General features: G+C 60.7%; 18 protein-coding genes. 9 read left to right on the top strand and 9 right to left on the bottom strand.

Annotation, left to right across the window (positions count from 1 at the left end):
• Complete coding sequence (locus TRP66_RS15245; RefSeq protein ID WP_333404141.1) at nt 1-645, bottom strand: HAD-IA family hydrolase; 645 nt, start codon at nt 643-645, stop codon at nt 1-3.
• 285 nt (nt 646-930) lie between these two features.
• Here TRP66_RS15245 and TRP66_RS15240 point away from each other — a divergent pair, with 285 nt between their 5' ends.
• From TRP66_RS15240 to TRP66_RS15225, 4 genes are all read left to right on the top strand, one after another.
• Nucleotides 931-2,622: an NAD-dependent malic enzyme gene (locus TRP66_RS15240; RefSeq protein ID WP_333404139.1), complete on the top strand. Its 1,692-nt coding sequence runs from the start codon at nt 931-933 to the stop codon at nt 2,620-2,622.
• A gap of 183 nt (nt 2,623-2,805) precedes the next feature.
• Nucleotides 2,806-3,939, top strand: coding sequence for a ribonuclease D (gene rnd, locus TRP66_RS15235; protein ID WP_333404137.1), 1,134 nt, complete (start codon nt 2,806-2,808; stop codon nt 3,937-3,939).
• Nucleotides 3,936-4,229 carry a YcgL domain-containing protein gene (locus TRP66_RS15230; protein WP_333404135.1) on the top strand — a complete coding sequence of 98 codons (294 nt, stop codon included), beginning with the start codon at nt 3,936-3,938 and terminating at the stop codon, nt 4,227-4,229. Before rnd ends, TRP66_RS15230 begins: the two co-directional genes overlap by 4 nt.
• Nucleotides 4,230-4,325: 96 nt before the next feature.
• A complete protein-coding gene (locus TRP66_RS15225) occupies nt 4,326-5,258 on the top strand; it encodes a D-2-hydroxyacid dehydrogenase (protein WP_333404133.1) in 933 nt (310 codons plus the stop codon).
• A gap of 120 nt (nt 5,259-5,378) precedes the next feature.
• Here the strand turns inward: TRP66_RS15225 and TRP66_RS15220 are convergent, their stop codons facing one another.
• Nucleotides 5,379-5,972: a nitroreductase family protein gene (locus TRP66_RS15220; protein WP_333404131.1), complete on the bottom strand. Its 594-nt coding sequence runs from the start codon at nt 5,970-5,972 to the stop codon at nt 5,379-5,381.
• Between the two features lie 207 nt (nt 5,973-6,179).
• Between TRP66_RS15220 and TRP66_RS15215 the strand changes: the two genes are divergently transcribed.
• The gene (locus TRP66_RS15215; protein ID WP_333404129.1) at nt 6,180-6,629 is read left to right on the top strand and encodes a YcgN family cysteine cluster protein; all 450 of its coding nucleotides are present in this window, start codon (nt 6,180-6,182) and stop codon (nt 6,627-6,629) included.
• Between the two features lie 5 nt (nt 6,630-6,634).
• On the opposite strand, the gene TRP66_RS15210 is transcribed toward TRP66_RS15215, so the two are convergent.
• The 5 genes from TRP66_RS15210 to TRP66_RS15190 all read right to left on the bottom strand — a co-directional run bounded on the left by TRP66_RS15210 (nt 6,635) and on the right by TRP66_RS15190 (nt 10,789).
• Nucleotides 6,635-7,015, bottom strand: coding sequence for a YgaP family membrane protein (locus TRP66_RS15210; protein ID WP_333404127.1), 381 nt, complete (start codon nt 7,013-7,015; stop codon nt 6,635-6,637).
• A 77-nt stretch (nt 7,016-7,092) separates the two neighbouring features.
• Nucleotides 7,093-7,593 (bottom strand): RNA methyltransferase, encoded by a 501-nt coding sequence (locus TRP66_RS15205; protein ID WP_333404126.1) that lies wholly within the window; start codon nt 7,591-7,593, stop codon nt 7,093-7,095.
• Nucleotides 7,594-7,729: 136 nt separating this feature from the next.
• A complete protein-coding gene (locus tag TRP66_RS15200) occupies nt 7,730-8,104 on the bottom strand; it encodes a YajD family HNH nuclease (protein WP_333404124.1) in 375 nt (124 codons plus the stop codon).
• 66 nt (nt 8,105-8,170) lie between these two features.
• Nucleotides 8,171-8,647, bottom strand: coding sequence for a cyclic nucleotide-binding domain-containing protein (locus tag TRP66_RS15195; protein ID WP_333404122.1), 477 nt, complete (start codon nt 8,645-8,647; stop codon nt 8,171-8,173).
• 81 nt (nt 8,648-8,728) lie between these two features.
• Nucleotides 8,729-10,789 carry a S9 family peptidase gene (locus TRP66_RS15190; protein ID WP_333404120.1) on the bottom strand — a complete coding sequence of 687 codons (2,061 nt, stop codon included), beginning with the start codon at nt 10,787-10,789 and terminating at the stop codon, nt 8,729-8,731.
• A 133-nt stretch (nt 10,790-10,922) separates the two neighbouring features.
• On the opposite strand from TRP66_RS15190, the gene TRP66_RS15185 reads away from it, so the two are divergent.
• The 3 genes from TRP66_RS15185 to TRP66_RS15175 all read left to right on the top strand — a co-directional run bounded on the left by TRP66_RS15185 (nt 10,923) and on the right by TRP66_RS15175 (nt 12,824).
• On the top strand, nt 10,923-11,399 hold the full coding sequence (locus tag TRP66_RS15185) for an MFS transporter (RefSeq protein WP_333404286.1): 477 nt from the start codon (nt 10,923-10,925) through the stop codon (nt 11,397-11,399).
• A 71-nt stretch (nt 11,400-11,470) separates the two neighbouring features.
• Complete coding sequence (locus TRP66_RS15180; protein ID WP_333404118.1) at nt 11,471-12,253, top strand: class II glutamine amidotransferase; 783 nt, start codon at nt 11,471-11,473, stop codon at nt 12,251-12,253.
• Between the two features lie 46 nt (nt 12,254-12,299).
• Nucleotides 12,300-12,824: a DUF2937 family protein gene (locus TRP66_RS15175; RefSeq protein WP_333404116.1), complete on the top strand. Its 525-nt coding sequence runs from the start codon at nt 12,300-12,302 to the stop codon at nt 12,822-12,824.
• Nucleotides 12,825-12,845: 21 nt separating this feature from the next.
• Here TRP66_RS15175 and TRP66_RS15170 read toward each other — a convergent pair whose 3' ends face one another.
• Nucleotides 12,846-13,562 carry a WbqC family protein gene (locus tag TRP66_RS15170; RefSeq protein ID WP_333404114.1) on the bottom strand — a complete coding sequence of 239 codons (717 nt, stop codon included), beginning with the start codon at nt 13,560-13,562 and terminating at the stop codon, nt 12,846-12,848.
• Nucleotides 13,563-13,863: 301 nt separating this feature from the next.
• On the opposite strand from TRP66_RS15170, the gene TRP66_RS15165 reads away from it, so the two are divergent.
• The gene (locus tag TRP66_RS15165) at nt 13,864-14,451 is read left to right on the top strand and encodes a hypothetical protein (RefSeq protein ID WP_333404111.1); all 588 of its coding nucleotides are present in this window, start codon (nt 13,864-13,866) and stop codon (nt 14,449-14,451) included.
• 49 nt (nt 14,452-14,500) lie between these two features.
• Here the strand turns inward: TRP66_RS15165 and TRP66_RS15160 are convergent, their stop codons facing one another.
• Entirely contained in the window at nt 14,501-15,364 is an 864-nt protein-coding gene (locus tag TRP66_RS15160) for a hypothetical protein (protein WP_333404109.1), read from the bottom strand.
• Between the last annotated feature and the right edge of the window lie 24 nt (nt 15,365-15,388).

The raw sequence follows: 15,388 nt of genomic DNA, 5'->3' as shown, positions 1-15,388 counted from the left end.
TCAGGCCAGACTCAGTAGTGCGCCTTCGGCGACGACCTTGAGTCCGACGTAGCTTGCGAGGGTCACGTCGTCCGTCTCGAACGGATGCAAATGTGCTGCCGTCACGACCGCGACGCTGGCGCCTGCAGCCTTGGCCGCCGTGATCCCCGCAGGCGCGTCTTCGAACACCAGGCAGTCTTCGGCGGCAACGCCCAGTCTCTGTGCGGCGAGCAGGAAGCAGTCCGGGGCAGGTTTGCCCTGTTTGACGTCTTCTGCGGTGACCACCACATCCGGCAGTTCCAGCCCGGCGGCGCCCATTCGCGCGCGAGCCAGGGCAAGGGGAGCCGAGGTGACGACAGCCCAGCGGTCCTTAGGCAACGATGCGAGAAAGGCAGCGACCCCTTCAATGGCAACCACGCCTTCCACGTCCTCGATCTCGGCTTGAGACACTGCCGCGGCTTCTGCCTCGATGTCGATGTCTGGAAGATTCTGCCTGCGGACTGTGTCGATGCTTCGTACGCCATGGATGGTCGGCAGGAAGGTTTCTACATCCAGACCATGCTTGCGTGCCCAGTCCGCCCAGACGCGTTCGGCAGCGACCACCGAGTTGAGCAGCGTGCCATCCATATCGAACAGAAATGCGGCGAATCGTTTTTCCTTGAACATGCGGGCCTCGTGAAGGGGAAGGGAATGAAATTCGAGATGTGAGCGAGCTTCAAGGTCGTCGATCGATGCCTCCTGGCAACATCATTTTGCTATTCGAATGCGACAAATTGCCGCAATTCTTGTCGTCGCGGGTAATATGGACGCCCTGAACCAGAATGATGATGAATCCGAATAGGCCTGATACAGCGCTGGCGAACAGAAAAATCACAATAAACACCAAGCCAGGCTGCCCGCCCCGGTCGACGCACAGTATCAACGAGTAGACGAAAAAGGCGATTAGAAAAAATGACCATCAATTCGCGACCTTTATATATTTCCTACGCAGGGCCTTCGCTGCTGGAGATGCCCCTGTTGAACAAGGGCAGCGCGTTCACCCCGCAGGAACGTGTCGAATTCAACCTGATCGGGCTGCTGCCGCAGAACGTCGAGACCATCGAAGAACAAGTGACTCGCGTGTACAGCCAGTACAAGCAGTGCGCCAGCGACCTGGACAAGCACATCTACCTGCGCTCGATCCAGGACAACAACGAAACCCTGTTCTTCCGTCTGCTGGACTCGCATCTGGACGAGATGCTGCCGATCATCTACACCCCGACCGTCGGCCAGGCGTGTCAGGAGTTCTCCAAGATCTACCGGACTCATCGCGGTCTGTTCATTTCGTATCCCGAGCGTGACCGGATCGATGACATCCTGCGCAGCGCCACCAAAGACCGCATCAAGATCATCGTGGTCACCGACAGCGAACGCATTCTGGGCCTCGGCGACCAGGGCATCGGCGGCATGGGCATCCCGATCGGCAAGCTGTCGCTGTACACCGCCTGCGGTGGCATTAGTCCGGCCTACACCTTGCCGATCGTGCTGGACGTCGGCACCAACAACCGCGAGTTGCTGGACGATCCGATGTACATGGGCTGGCGGCACGAGCGGGTCACCGGCAAGGAATACGACGATTTCATCGCGCTGTTCATCGATGCCGTGCAGCGTCGCTGGCCTGATGTGCTGTTGCAGTTCGAGGACTTCGCCCAGTCCAACGCCATGCCGTTGCTGGACAAGTACCGCGACGAGCTATGCTGTTTCAACGACGATATCCAGGGCACCGCATCGGTGGCCGTCGGTACGCTGCTGGCGGCCTGCAAAGCCAAGGGCGAGACCCTGGCCCAGCAAAAGGTGGTTTTCGTCGGCGCCGGCTCCGCGGGCTGCGGTATCGCCGAGCACATCATCGCTGCGATGCAGATCGAAGGCCTGAGTGAAAGCGCGGCGCGGCAGCGAATCTTCATGGTCGACCGTTATGGTCTGCTGACCGACAGCATGGACAACCTGCTCGCCTTCCAGCGCCGTCTGGCACAGAAGGCCGAGAACGTAAACGGCTGGACAGCGGGCGACGACGCGTTCCCGCAGCTGCTCGACGTGGTCGCCAATGCCGGAGCCACGGTGCTGATCGGGGTGTCGGGGCAGCGCGGTCTGTTCACCGAGCAGGTGATTCGCGAACTGCACAAGCATTGTCCCAAACCTTTGGTCATGCCGCTCTCGAACCCGACGTCGAAGGTCGAGGCCACGCCGGAAGAGATCCTGCGCTGGACCGACGGCAACGCGCTGGTCGCGACCGGCAGCCCCTTCGCCCCGGTTGAAATCAACGGTCGCACGGTGCATATCGCGCAGTGCAACAACTCCTACATCTTCCCGGGCATCGGCCTGGGCGTCGTGGCCTGCAAGGCTTCGCGGATCACCGATCGGATGCTGATGGCCGCGTCGAACGCGCTGGCCGAGTGCTCACCGATGGTGACCGGGCAGGGCGACGCCGTGCTGCCGCCGCTCAAGGAAATCCAGCAGGTCAGCCGCAAGATCGCCCTGGCGGTCGCCAAGGAAGCGCAAGCCGAGGGGCTGGCGCTGGAAACCTCGGAAGAAGTACTGCTGGCCGCCATCGAGCGCAATTTCTGGACGCCTGATTACCGCACCTATCGCCGTCGTTCGGTCTGACAGGTCCGGCTCGATGAACCAACGCCTTCGCAGGTCCCGCCCGCGAAGGCGTTTTTGTATCCAACCTGAACGCAGGCTGAAGCGACAGCCCGGCGAAAGCCGGATCACGCACACTTGCATGACAGATGCGCGATAACCCTCAGTAGCGATATATACTGCGCGCCATTGTTAAGGGAGAGCCGTGTGGCCATCGATATTCACTGGATTCGCGACGACGACAGCCTCGCCCGCCATTGCGCCGAATGGCAGACCCTGCCTTTCGTAGCCCTCGACACCGAGTTCATGCGGGTCGATACCTTTTATCCCATCGCCGGCCTGCTGCAGATTGGCGACGGCGCCGATGCCTGGTTGATCGATCCGTTATCGATCAATGACTGGCGGCCTCTGGCGGCATTGCTGGAAAATTCCGACGTCATCAAGGTCCTGCATGCGTGCAGCGAAGACCTGGAAGTGCTCTTGCGCCTGACCGGCAGCCTGCCGGCGCCGCTGTTCGATACCCAGCTGGCCGCGGCCTACCTGAACATCGGCTTTTCCATGGGGTATTCGCGTCTGGTGCAGGAAGTGCTGCAGATCGAGCTGCCCAAGGGCGAGACCCGCTCGGACTGGCTGCAACGCCCTCTGTCGGACACGCAGATCAGCTACGCCGCGGAAGACGCCGTGCACTTGGCCGAGCTGTTCGAAGCATTGCGCCCCAGGCTGTCCGACGAAAAGTTCGCCTGGCTGTTGGAAGACGGCGCAGAACTGGTCGCCAACCTTCGCCGCGAAGTGGACCCGTATGAGGTCTACCGCGACGCCAAACTCGCCTGGAAACTTTCGCCGGCGCAGTTGGCGGTCCTGCGTGAGCTGTGTGCATGGCGCGAGGTTCAGGCCCGCAGCCGCAACGTCCCGCGCAACCGCATCGTGCGCGAGCATTCGCTCTGGCCGCTGGCCAAGACCCAGCCGGACAACCTCGGCGCGCTGTCGCGTATCGAGGACATGCATCCACGCACCGTCCGCCAGGATGGCGAGTTCCTGCTGGAGCTGATCAAGAAGGCCGGCAGCCTGCCGCCCGAGCGATGGCCGGCGGCCTTGCCCGAGCCTTTGCCGATCGATGCTGCCGGCATTCTCAAGCGCCTCAAAGCCATCGGCCAGGCTTACGCCGAGCAACTGGACATGGCGCCGGAACTGATGCTGCGCAAGAAGGCCCTCGAAGCCCTGCTCAAGAGCGGCTATCCCGATGGCCCCTACCAACTGCCTGAATCGCTGCGTGGCTGGCGTCGCGAATTGATGGGCCAGGCGCTGCTCGACAGTCTCGCCGGCCCTGGAGAACAGTCTTGAAACGTATTTGCTCCATCTACCGCAGCCCCAAGAAGAACGAAATGTACCTGTACGTGCTCAAGAGTGACGTGCTCAAACGCGTGCCGGTCGAACTGCTCGGCGCGTTCGGGACACCGCAGCACGCGTTCGACCTGGTGCTCACCCCCGAGCGGACCCTCGCTCGCGAGGACATCCACAAGGTGCTGGAAAATCTCGATACCCAGGGCTATCACTTGCAGATGCCACCTGCCGAAGAAGAGTACATCGAGCACCTGCCGGAAGAATTATTGCGCCGCAACGATCCGGTCTGATCCATTCCCCCAGCGCCGTCGCCGACTCGCTCTGCCAGCGGCGAGCGGGGCGGGCGTCCGCCTACGCTGTTCGTTCCTTTTATGGTTGTCTGAAGCATGCGCGTCCTGATTGCCGAGCACGATTACACGATCTACACCCAACTGCTGCGCAAGGCTGCGCCGGATATCGAAGTCATGAGCAGCGGCGACTCCGCCGTACTGTCGCGCATGGCGCCTGAGTGCCCGGTCTGGCTGGGACAGCCGGATCTGCTTGCCAATCTGCTGCGCCAGGGGCATTCGCCGAGCTGGCTGCAATCCACCTGGGCGGGCATCACGCCGCTGCTGGTCGAGGGGTTGACCCGCGATTATCGCCTGACCCGTGCGGTAGGCATCTTCGGCCAGGTCATGGCCGAATATCTGCTCACCTACATGCTGGGCCACGAACGCGAAGTGCTCGCCAGGCTGATGAGCCAGGTCGAGCGCCGCTGGGACAACCGGCCTGGTCAGAGTCTGGCCGGACGCAACGTGCTGATCGTCGGCGCGGGCGACATTGGCGAGCGCGTGGCGCAGTTCCTGGTGCCGTTCGGCGTGCACGTGTACGGCGTCGCGACCAGCGCGCGGGTGCAGGCGCCTTTCATCAGGGTGTCGGCATTGAGCGACCTGGAAGGGATCGTCGGTGACATGGATTACGTCATCAACCTGCTGCCCAATACGCCGTCGACTCACGATCTGTACGACGCGAAACTCTTTGCGCGATTCAAACCGACCGCGCTGTTCATCAACGTCGGGCGTGGCGTTGCGGTGGTCGACGCGGACTTGGTCGCGGCGCTGAAGGAAGGGCATCTGGCGGGGGCGATCATCGACGTCTGCCGTCAGGAGCCGTTGCCGCAACGTCACCCATTCTGGACGGCCTATGGCCTGCTGCTGACCGGACACAGCTCCGCGCCGACCTCGCCAGTGGCGATGACCGACCTGTTTGTCGAGAACTTCAGGGCGTATCAGGCCGGCGAGTCGCTACGCGGAGAAGTGGATTTCACCAAAGGTTATTGACGCCTCCGTGATACGGCATGAAACCGACGCATTTCTGTCGCCTATGCCACCGCTTCGCGGATGAATCCGCTCCCACAGGTGTAGGAGCGGATTCATCCGCGATCCGGGGCGACCCAGCGCCTAGAAGGTGAAATTACCTTCAGCCGCCAGTTCGCTCACTGGGCGGCGGGGGCTTGGGGTTTCGCGGCCTTGCAGGTATTCCGGCAGGGAGGATTTGTCACCCAGCTTGCCGATCGCCACGATCGCATGAATCGCGTATTCGTCAGGGATATTCAGCTCGGTGCGGGTCAGCTCATGATCGAAGCCGGCCATGCCGTGGCTGTGCCAGCCGCTGAGGCTGGCCTGCAACGCCATGTGCGCCCACGCCGAACCGGTGTCGAAGGTGTGCCACAACGCTGGACTCTCTTCGCTGGCGCCTGGGGCGGTGAAGGTGGTTTTCGAGACGATGACCACCAGCGCCGACGCGTGCTGCGCCCAGCTGCGGTTGAATTCGTTCAGCAGCCCCAGATAACGCTCCCAGTTCGGCGTGTCGCGACGTGCGTAGAGGAATCGCCACGGTTGCGAGTTGTAGGCCGAAGGCGCCCAGCGCGCCGCTTCGAAAAAGCTCAGCAGACTGGCTTCTGAGATCGGGGCGTCAGCGAATGCCCGGGGCGACCAGCGCGCGGTGAATTGCGGGTCGATGGCGTGATCGGCAATGCGAGTGTTGATGCTCATGGAAATCCTGTCGAGAAGGTCGAAAGAGAGCTTTGCGGGATGGGTCGTGGTCGGCAGGCATCGGCTGAAGCGGTGCAAGCGCTCCAACGCTACTGTTTTGCCTCTATGCTGACAAGCCTGTACTACCGACAGTCGCCAGTGCTTGGCCGGCAGGGCAAGTGCCACTAGACTGGCGGCCTTTTCACAACCGACACCCTTGCTCGAACCATGGCCGCTAAAGTTGAACCCTTCTGGATACGTAAAACACTCGACCAGCTCGACAACGCCGAGTGGGAGTCGCTCTGCGATGGTTGTGGACTGTGCTGCCTGCAAAAGCTGGAAGACGAGGAAGACAACAGCGTCTACTACACGCGAATCGCCTGCACCTTGCTGGATCTGAAAACCTGTCAGTGCTCGGACTACGCCAACCGTCGGACATCGGTTCCCGACTGCATTCAGCTGACGCCCGGCCAGGCCGATCAGTTCAAGTGGTTGCCGCCGACCTGCGGCTATCGGCTGGTGAGCGAGGGCAAGGACTTGCCGCTCTGGCATCATCTGGTGTGTGGTGACCGCGACGCGGTGCACCACGAACGCATCTCCCAGTCAGGCCGCATGCTCAGCGAGAACAGCGTGGCCGAGCAAGACTGGGAGGATCATCTGATCTTTCGCGCCGGCTGAGCGGCTTACAGGCCTGGCTTGGGTTCCTTCAGGGAATCAATGCCGTTGTTGACCGACGTCTTGGCCGCGGCGACAGCGTCGTCCTTGAGCTGGGTCAATTCGGCACCGGCGCGCTCGATATCGTTACGCACGGTGCGCAGATTGTGGCGGCCTTTTTCCAGCTTCGATTTGGCCGAGCAGTGACCAGTAATGCCGCGCGCCAGTGCCGCGCCGCCGATGGCCAGCTGCACCAGGCCGACGATGCCGCCACGACGCAGGCCCTTGCCCATCATCAGAACGCCGCCTGCCAGAGAGCCGATGCGCTCCCAGCCATGGACGTTCTGGACAGGTTGCGGGTGCAGGGTGTGCGGGGTGTCAATGCGCTCGATGATCGGGGTATCGCCCATGATTGCTCTCCATGAAGTGAGGGGTCGGTTCAAGAGAAACTGACTGCTCATCGGCGAAACTGTTCCATGCTTTCACATCAGCGGTCGCTGGAAGTCTCCATGCGCTCGCGTCCGAACAGCGGACCGGACCGGGTATTGTTGCCTTTGGCCATGCGGTCGTAGAGCACCACATTCACGGTTGCCGCCAGATTCATGCAGCCCTCGGTGGGGATGTACACCACGTCTTCGCACCAGTCGCGAATGTCCCTGTCCAGCGAGCCGTCTTCCGGACCGAAGATGTACAGCGCGCGATCGGGATGAGTGTATTCGGGCAGCGGGCGCGCGCCTTCGACCAGCTCCACCGCGACCGGAACACAGCCCAGCGGCAGAATGCTCTTGAGGTCTTCGATGCCGATCAGCGGAATGTCCTGATGGATCTTCTTGGTATCGGTGACGAAGTCCCGCGCGCGCTCATATCGCTTGCCGGTGTAGAACACTGAAGCGGCGCCATAGCAACCTGCCGCGCGCATCACCGAGCCGACGTTCTCCGGGGATTTTGGGTTGTACAGGCCGATGCAGGCGTAACGTTTGTTTGCCACGAAAGATGTGCTCTGGAAGGAAAGCGGGGGATTATACGGCAGGTGGCGTCGTCGCCTATCGCCAGCAAGGCCGATCGCCAGCAAGCTGGCTCCTACGCGCAACCGTAGGAGCCAGCTTGCTGGCGATAAATATGAACTACTCGTCCTTCTTCATCATCCCCGCCAGCGCCGCAAACGGGTTATGGGTCGCCTTGGCAACCTTGGGCGAGCCCAGCGAGCTGTCGGAGAAGTACTGCTGGTCGGTGTAACGCGAATGCTCGTTGTCGTGGCAGTACAGGCACAGCAGTTCCCAGTTCGAGCCGTCCTGCGGGTTGTTGTCGTGGTTGTGATCGCGGTGGTGCACGGTCAGCTCGCTCAGTCGCTTGCCGGAAAATTCCCGGGCGCAGCGGCCGCAGACATGCGGATACATGCGCAGCGCCTTGTCGCGATAGCCCATTTCGCGGTCGCGCTGGGCATCGGCCAGGATGCGGTCCAGCTTGGCGGTATGGGAAGGAGGGTTGCCCGTGCTCATGGTGTCACCTGTGTCGAATACGTGGGGTAAGCGGATACCCGGCAGTTTAGCGCTGCGCGGGCAAACTCACACCTGCTGCGCGAGCAGTTGACCGTCGACCATGCGCAGCCGCTTGGACAGCGACACAGCCAGCGCCCGAATGATCTTGGCGGCGATCTTCGGCGCTTCTTCGAGCATGCGGTCCAGCGAATCGCGTCCCAGGTTGAGCAACTGACAGCTGGTGGCGGCGACGCAACTGGCCGAGCGGCGCTCGCCGTCCAGGACCGCCATTTCGCCAAAGGACCGGCCGCGGCGCAGGGTGGCGATCTCGACCTGCTGCCCCTCGGGGTTGAGTTTCTGCACCGAGACCGTGCCGTGATGAATGATGCACATGAAGGTGCCGGCGTCGCCTTCGGCGAAAATGCTCTGGCCCTTTTCAATGTCGCTGATGCTGAAGTAGCCGGCGACGGTGAGGTAATCGCCGGGCAGCAGGGTATCGAACAGACCGCAGTCGAGCAGCATGTCGCGGATGGCGTTGTTCAGGTATGACGGTTGTTCAGCCATGATGAAGTCTTGTTATGGTCCGGTAAGTGGGAGCAGGTGACTGCTCCCGGATGCTACTAAGACAGGCGTTGCCGGCCAAGTTCATTGACCGATCCGCAATACCTTGAAGATGAAACCGTACTCCAGCGCGACATCGCGCAGCCCTTGGTAACGCCCGCTCATGCCGCCGTGGCCGGCGCCCAGTTCGGTCTTGAGCAGCAGCAGATTGTCGTCGGTCTTGCTCTCGCGCAGGCGCGCCACCCACTTGGCGGCTTCCCAATATTGCACGCGGCTGTCGTTGTAGCCCGCGATGACCAGCATGGCCGGATAGCTCTGGGCCTGGATGTTCTCGTAGGGCGCGTAGCCCTTGATGCGTTCATAGACTTCCGGCTGCTGTGGGTTGCCCCATTCGTCGTACTCGGTAACGGTCAGGGGCAACTCCGGATCGAGCATGGTATTGAGCACGTCCACGAACGGGACTTCGGCGATGGCGGCCTTGAACAGTTCGGGACGTTGATTGAGCACCGCGCCGATCAGCAGGCCGCCAGCGCTGCCACCGCTGATCACCAGGCGGTCGGCGTTGGTCAGCCCGGCGTCAATAAGATGCTCGGCACAGGCGATGAAATCGTCAAAAGTGTTCTGTTTGTGCTCCTGCTTGCCGTTGCGGTACCAGGCTTCGCCCAGTTCGCCGCCACCGCGTACATGGGCGATCGCGAACGCGACGCCCCGGTCCAGCAGGCTGAGGCGCGCGTGGGAAAACCACGGATCAAGACTTTCGCCATAGGCGCCGTAGCCGTACAGATAGAGCGGGGTGGCCTGGCCGGCCAGTTCACGCTTGACCACCAGACTGATCGGCACCTGAGTTCCGTCCGGCGCAGTCGCCCACAGGCGCTGGCTGACATAGGCGTCCGGGTCGAATTCGCCCAGCACCGGCGTTTCCTTGAGCACGACCTGATCGCCGCTGGCGAGCGTCAGCTGCCTGACTTGCGCGGGGCGGTTGAGCGACTGGTAGCGCAAGCGAATGCGGTCGCTCTCGAACTCCAGTGTGTCTTGCACGTAGAGGCTGTAGGCCGCGTCCGGTAGTTGAACGCGATAGGCCGGCAAGCCTTGCGGGCGCACTTCGACGATGGGCAGTCCGCCTTCGCGCAGGCTCAGGCTGATGCCGCGGGCATTGAGGCTCATGTCTTCGAGCATCACAGCGTCGTCATGCGCGATAAGGGTCTGCCAGGTTGCACGGGTCGGCACACCGCTGGCTTGCTGCGGGGCATGGTAGAGGGCGAAGTTGATGCCGCTCTGGTTGCTGCGAATGAACCAGGTCCAGACGCCGTCCAGCAGTCCGTGGTCGGGGAAGTATTCGTGGCCTTCGACCCGCGGCGCCAGGCATACGAAAGCCTGCTCGGGATGCTCGGCGTCCAGCACCCAGGCCTCGCTGGTGGTCTTGCTGTTGAGCACCAGAATCAGCTGGCGCTCGGAGCTGCTGCGAAAACAATGCAGAAAGAATCGTCCGTCCGGCTCGTTGAACACCAGGTCCGCCGTGCTTTCGCCGAGCTTGTGACGATAGAGCTTGTGCGGGCGATGGGTGTCGTCCAGTTCGCCGAAGAACAGCGTGCGGCTGTCATTGGCCCAGGTCATGCTGCCGTCGCAGTCCTCGAACGGCAGACCGACCACATCACCGCTGGCAAGCTCCTTGACGTAGAGCTGGTACACCTCGTCGCCGCTGGTGTCCAGGCTGTAGGCGAGGCGCTGGTGGTCCGGGCTGATGCTGAAGGCACCGAGGGAAAAGAAGCCGCCTGCCGCGAGCACGTTGGGATCGAGCAGCAGCTCCTCGCGACTCTCGTCGACGGTGTTGGAGTCGTCGGCCGGGCGCGGGCAGCGGTAGTGCCGCGCATATTCGTCGCCCTCGGTGGTGCGGGTGTAATAGAGATAAGGTCCCCACGGCGACGGCAGCGACAGGTCCGTTTCCAGAATGCGGCCCTTGATCTCGCGGAACAGGGTCTCACGCAGCGCGGCCTGATCGGCCAGTTGCTGCTCCTGATAGTCGTTTTCGGCCTTGAGGTAGTCGAGCACTTCATCGCTGTCGCGATTCTGCAGCCATGCATAAGGGTCGCGACCCTCGGCCTTGCGGGCGACGGGCGGAGTGGACTGGGCGTTCGAGAAGGACATGAAGGGTTCTCTCTGGAGGCATCGGATCATGAAAGGATCGGTATACGCTGAACCGATTGCTCAAGCCGGGCAAGCCTGGCCGGTGAAAAGCCGTTATCATAAGCGCCACTTTAGCTGGCTTACCACGGACGACATGACCGAGAACGACTATCTGACCGCGTGGGGCCTGTACCTCTTCGCTGCCCTGGGTTGCCTGCTGGTGTGGTATCTGATGACCCGCTGGATGTGGCGCTATCTCAAAGAGCCGCTGCTGGTACTGGTTGCCGTGCTGCTGTTCACGCCCACCACGGTGGACCCGGTCAAGGAAGCCCTTGCGCCGGCGGTCGCGATTACCGCGCTCGACCTGCTGTTCAAGGTGGGCAACAACGTGTTGACCGCAGTGTCGGACCTTGCGATGTACGGCATGTTCGCGTTCGCCGCCTACCTGCTGTTCGTGCTGATTCGCTGGCCGATCGAGAAAAGCAGCAGGGCGCGTCGGGCTCAGGCGAACGCTCAGCCGACCGAAGCCGAAACCCGCGACGATGACGACGTCTACGCCCGCGACGACCGAAACCCGCGTCAACCGGCACCATCGCTCAGCAGTCGCGCCCGGGTCGAGCCACGTCTGTAAAGGCCGCGCGCTGGTTGCATTCACGGGCGTGGCCGTCTGTCGTCGAACGTTTTCCAAGCGAGAAGCCGAGCATGTGTGAACTCCTGGGCATGAGTGCCAATGTCCCGACCGACATCGTTTTCAGCTTTACCGGCCTGATGCAGCGTGGCGGTCGCACCGGCCCCCACCGCGACGGCTGGGGAATCGCATTCTACGAGGGGCGGGGCCTGCGGCTGTTCCAGGACCCTACTGCCAGCAGCGAATCGGAAGTCGCGCAGCTGGTCCAGCGTTATCCGATCAAGAGTGAAGTGGTGATAGGCCACATCCGCCAGGCCAATGTCGGCAAGGTGTGCCTGTCCAATACCCATCCATTCGTGCGGGAACTGTGGGGCCGCAACTGGTGCTTTGCGCACAATGGCCAGTTGGCGGACTTCTCCGCGCTCGCGACCTTCTACCGGCCGGTGGGCGATACCGACAGCGAGGCATCCTTCTGCGATCTCCTCAACCGGGTGCGCGAAGCGTTTCCCGAGCCGGTGGACGTCGAGGAAATATTGCCGACCCTGATCCAGGCCTGCACCGATTACCGCACCAAGGGTGTGTTCAACTGTCTGCTCAGCGACGGCGACTGGCTGTTCAGTTTCTGTACCACCAAGCTGGTCCAGATCACCCGCCGGGCGCCGTTCGGGCCAGCGCGGTTGAAGGATGTCGACGTCATCGTCGATTTTCAGGCCGAAACCACGCCCCACGACGTGGTCACGGTCATCGCCACCGAGCCATTGACCGAAGACGAAGTCTGGCACCGTTACGAGCCTGGGCAGTGGAGCCTATGGCGCAAGGGCGAGTGCGTGGCGCAGGGAAGCACAGAACCGGCGTGACGCCGGAATCGTCCGTTGAAATCATTGCCGACAAAGAGGGATCTCCATGCTGCGAAGTTATCTGCGTCTCGTCCTGTTCACCGCAGGTCTGTTGTTAGGCGTACAAGTGCCGGGTTTCATCAGTGACTACAGCAAGCGGGTCGAGGCGCACCTGATCGAGGCGCAGCAGGCCATCAAGGGGTTCAATGCGACCGCCCAGCAGTTCTTCAAGGGCGATGTCCAGGCGCTGATCCAGCACTATCGCAGCAGCGAGGACCCGGTGTTCCGTCAGGATGCGACCAACATCGAGACGCTGCTGACCCGCACTCACGCTCTGGAACGTCAGTGGCTGAGCCTGCAGGGCCCTTGGTATGCACGGGCCTGGCATGTCGCCACTGCGGCGGACCCGGAGATTCGCCGCGAGACCTTCAACGGTTATACCTGGCAAGTCCTGCTGGCCCCCGAAGTGATCGCCTGGGGCATCGTCTGCGCTCTGCTGCTGGCACTGCTGATCGAAACCCTGTTCCTGACCCTGGCCTGGGTCATACATGGCGGACGCCGCAGGCCGCAGATCGAGCGGGACTGGCGTTGATTCAGCGCTGAGCAGCCTCGTTCAGGGCACGACGCGCGTATGCTCCTCGATGTAGCGGGATACGAGTTGCGGCGGGTTCCACATCAGTACATCGAGAATCGAGAGATTTTCCTCGAATGAATAAGCCGGCGTGGGATAGACGAACGAGCTGGGCGAAATGAACCTCAGCTCGATGCCCCGGCTGTCCCACTCCTGAGGCACGAAGATTTCCCTGCCGCCTGGAAGATTGACGTAACGCCGCGCACCCAGGCGGCTGCTGATTTCCAGCGCCCATTGCCCGGCGTGCTCGATGGGCGGAAGGTCCAGCTCCATCTGTGAGCAGGTCGACCAGTTGAAATCCAGATCCAGATACTCGCAGACCGCGCTGATTGAGCGCGTATTCAGATCGCCGATGCCCGGGGTGCGGGTCGAGGTGAACACCCCATCGACCAGCTGCATCACTTCTCTGTAGAACGGCGCCTTGTTGCGATAATGCTGCAACCGACCCTGAATCAGCCGCTGTGCGGCGACCGGATCGATCACCACCGCATCCTTGATCAGCGTACCCTCCGATGCCTTGACCGGTACGTTGATGTACTGCCATCCGCCGCTGGCGTTGAGGATACGATTGCGGTTCATCCAGCTTTTGCGTTTGTATTTGACGATGTCGAAGACGATTCCGGAATCCACCGAAGCAATAAGTTGAAAGTAACCGAGATAAGGAAAGAAATAAGGCTGCATGATACCGACCGTACTCATTTATAAAGCCCATCCATAGGCCCCGGCATAGGGGGCGGCAGTTAGTCTTACAGCGCCAAGCATTAATATGCCCAGATTGAGGTTAGGCGAAATTTATAGGTGCGTGGTTTTTTAGTCGGTTTCAGGTGAGGCCGAGGGTTATCTGCTTCCGATCAGATTAAGCGCTGTAGACCTGTAATCATAATAATCCACATAGTCAAATTCTCACGACCTTAACTGAAATGTCTTACGCTTTTCTCTGGTTATGGATTTTTAGGGGCGGACGACATCCTTTTCAGATAACCTCACAAGGGATGCCGGCATGAATATCACACTCATCGTCGATCAACGGTACTCGTACAAAGAGGCATTGAAGATCGCCTATGACAAGGCCAAACGGGAAGGTGAACTCGATCAGGCAACCGAGACATCCTGTCAAGTGGTCTTCAGTGATCCTGGACCAGCTGCGGTCTATCATGAGTCGGACATGATCTACACGGGAGATCAGCCTACCGACGGAGGCGTCTGTTACATGGCTTGGGGTCTTAGAGAAATCTACGAACAAGCGCGTATCAACGGGCGGCGCTGCATGGCAGAGGCGGTTGCAGACAAACTCAGCGATGCAGTGAGTCTTGCGACTGAGGCGCTCGAGGAGGTGACTGCTGGCTGGGACAGTCAGTCGGATTTTACTGTCGATGAAGCAGGAGTTCTTAAAGCTAACGCCGGAAAGGCGACCCTGACCGATATCCAGCAGAACCGCCTTACGAGGCTGCTTAACGATAATGAGGACATTCGGAGCCTGGCTCTGGCCTACGCCCGACTGGCCGCCAGCCTGGCAGGATGTACTCTAGCAGGATTGAAAGCCCCCTATGCCCGGTTCTACACAAGTTCTGAAGTCAAACCGGGATAGGGAGCAGAGCTTCTACGTGACAGCTGGCGGGCATAGTCAGATATATTGGCTAGCGGATCATGTGCTTGTTGCAAAGATTGACAAGCGACACTTTCTCGCCGTTCCTGCTCCCGACGCCGCCTGCTTCATTTGCGGTGGGAGACATGAACCAATAGCCGGTGTTGTAGGTGAGCATCCACTCACGTCTGACACCATTCTGCCATATCCAGAATGGTCCATGGGCGTACTGGCCCTGGCAGTCAGGCAAGGTGACTGTTTTCCAAATCATTCCCGACCGGTTGCTAGTGCCAGCGGAGACTATGTGACCCTGTCCAGACTCCTGGTCGGCATTGACTTCCAAAGCGACCGTGACGCCGGACAGGGGATGGCCTTTGGAGTCCTCTACCTGCGTTCGCCAATTGATGCTGCGGTACGCAATACTTTTGCCAAACTGAACCTGAAACTCGCCCGCGTCGCCAGAAACAACGCTGTTCTTGAGTTGCGGTGCCGAGCCAAACAATATCTCAAAACGGGAACCCGGCTGGATCACCTTGCCAGGGGATCTGGAAATTCTCAGCTCCACTGTTTGTCCAGTCGTTAAGTGGGGGCTAAGATACTCACTTGGCCCTGGCTTCGTTTGCCAGTCATTGTTCAATTTATACTCGATTACGTAAGGCCACTCCGTTGAGTAATTGATGGGCTTGATGATGACTCGTTGTCCGCGTACCGCAGTAAATGAGTAATGTTTTACATCTTGGGCAGATGCAAGTGTTCCGGATAAAGTGTTGAGTTGGTCAGCGAGCCGAATAGGTTGAGAGTCGTTGGCGGGTGCTTCGTTAGCATATGACTTTCCAATCCCTGAGCCGCCGAGGCCGATTGTTGTTAGTGAAAACAAAATTGCTGGAAGAAGATATTTGCAGTGAAGAGTTCTCAAGTTTAATTCCTTTTAAGAATAGCG

It is taken from the genome of Pseudomonas sp. JDS28PS106, from assembly GCF_036706555.1.
Classification (GTDB): Bacteria; Pseudomonadota; Gammaproteobacteria; order Pseudomonadales; family Pseudomonadaceae; genus Aquipseudomonas.
This window is presented reverse-complemented; position numbering and strand designations above follow the sequence as displayed.

Bases quoted from the DNA above. Each gene is read 5' to 3' on its own strand.
- TRP66_RS15245 (WP_333404141.1), bottom strand. From the start codon at position 645: ATGTTCAAGGAAAAACGATTCGCCGCATTTCTGTTCGATATGGATGGC.
- TRP66_RS15240 (WP_333404139.1), top strand. From the start codon at position 931: ATGACCATCAATTCGCGACCTTTATATATTTCCTACGCAGGGCCTTCG.
- TRP66_RS15225 (WP_333404133.1), top strand. From the start codon at position 4,326: ATGCGCGTCCTGATTGCCGAGCACGATTACACGATCTACACCCAACTG.
- TRP66_RS15220 (WP_333404131.1), bottom strand. From the start codon at position 5,972: ATGAGCATCAACACTCGCATTGCCGATCACGCCATCGACCCGCAATTC.
- TRP66_RS15215 (WP_333404129.1), top strand. From the start codon at position 6,180: ATGGCCGCTAAAGTTGAACCCTTCTGGATACGTAAAACACTCGACCAG.
- TRP66_RS15210 (WP_333404127.1), bottom strand. From the start codon at position 7,015: ATGGGCGATACCCCGATCATCGAGCGCATTGACACCCCGCACACCCTG.
- TRP66_RS15200 (WP_333404124.1), bottom strand. From the start codon at position 8,104: ATGAGCACGGGCAACCCTCCTTCCCATACCGCCAAGCTGGACCGCATC.
- TRP66_RS15195 (WP_333404122.1), bottom strand. From the start codon at position 8,647: ATGGCTGAACAACCGTCATACCTGAACAACGCCATCCGCGACATGCTG.
- TRP66_RS15190 (WP_333404120.1), bottom strand. From the start codon at position 10,789: ATGTCCTTCTCGAACGCCCAGTCCACTCCGCCCGTCGCCCGCAAGGCC.
- TRP66_RS15185 (WP_333404286.1), top strand. From the start codon at position 10,923: ATGACCGAGAACGACTATCTGACCGCGTGGGGCCTGTACCTCTTCGCT.
- TRP66_RS15180 (WP_333404118.1), top strand. From the start codon at position 11,471: ATGTGTGAACTCCTGGGCATGAGTGCCAATGTCCCGACCGACATCGTT.
- TRP66_RS15175 (WP_333404116.1), top strand. From the start codon at position 12,300: ATGCTGCGAAGTTATCTGCGTCTCGTCCTGTTCACCGCAGGTCTGTTG.
- TRP66_RS15170 (WP_333404114.1), bottom strand. From the start codon at position 13,562: ATGAGTACGGTCGGTATCATGCAGCCTTATTTCTTTCCTTATCTCGGT.
- TRP66_RS15165 (WP_333404111.1), top strand. From the start codon at position 13,864: ATGAATATCACACTCATCGTCGATCAACGGTACTCGTACAAAGAGGCA.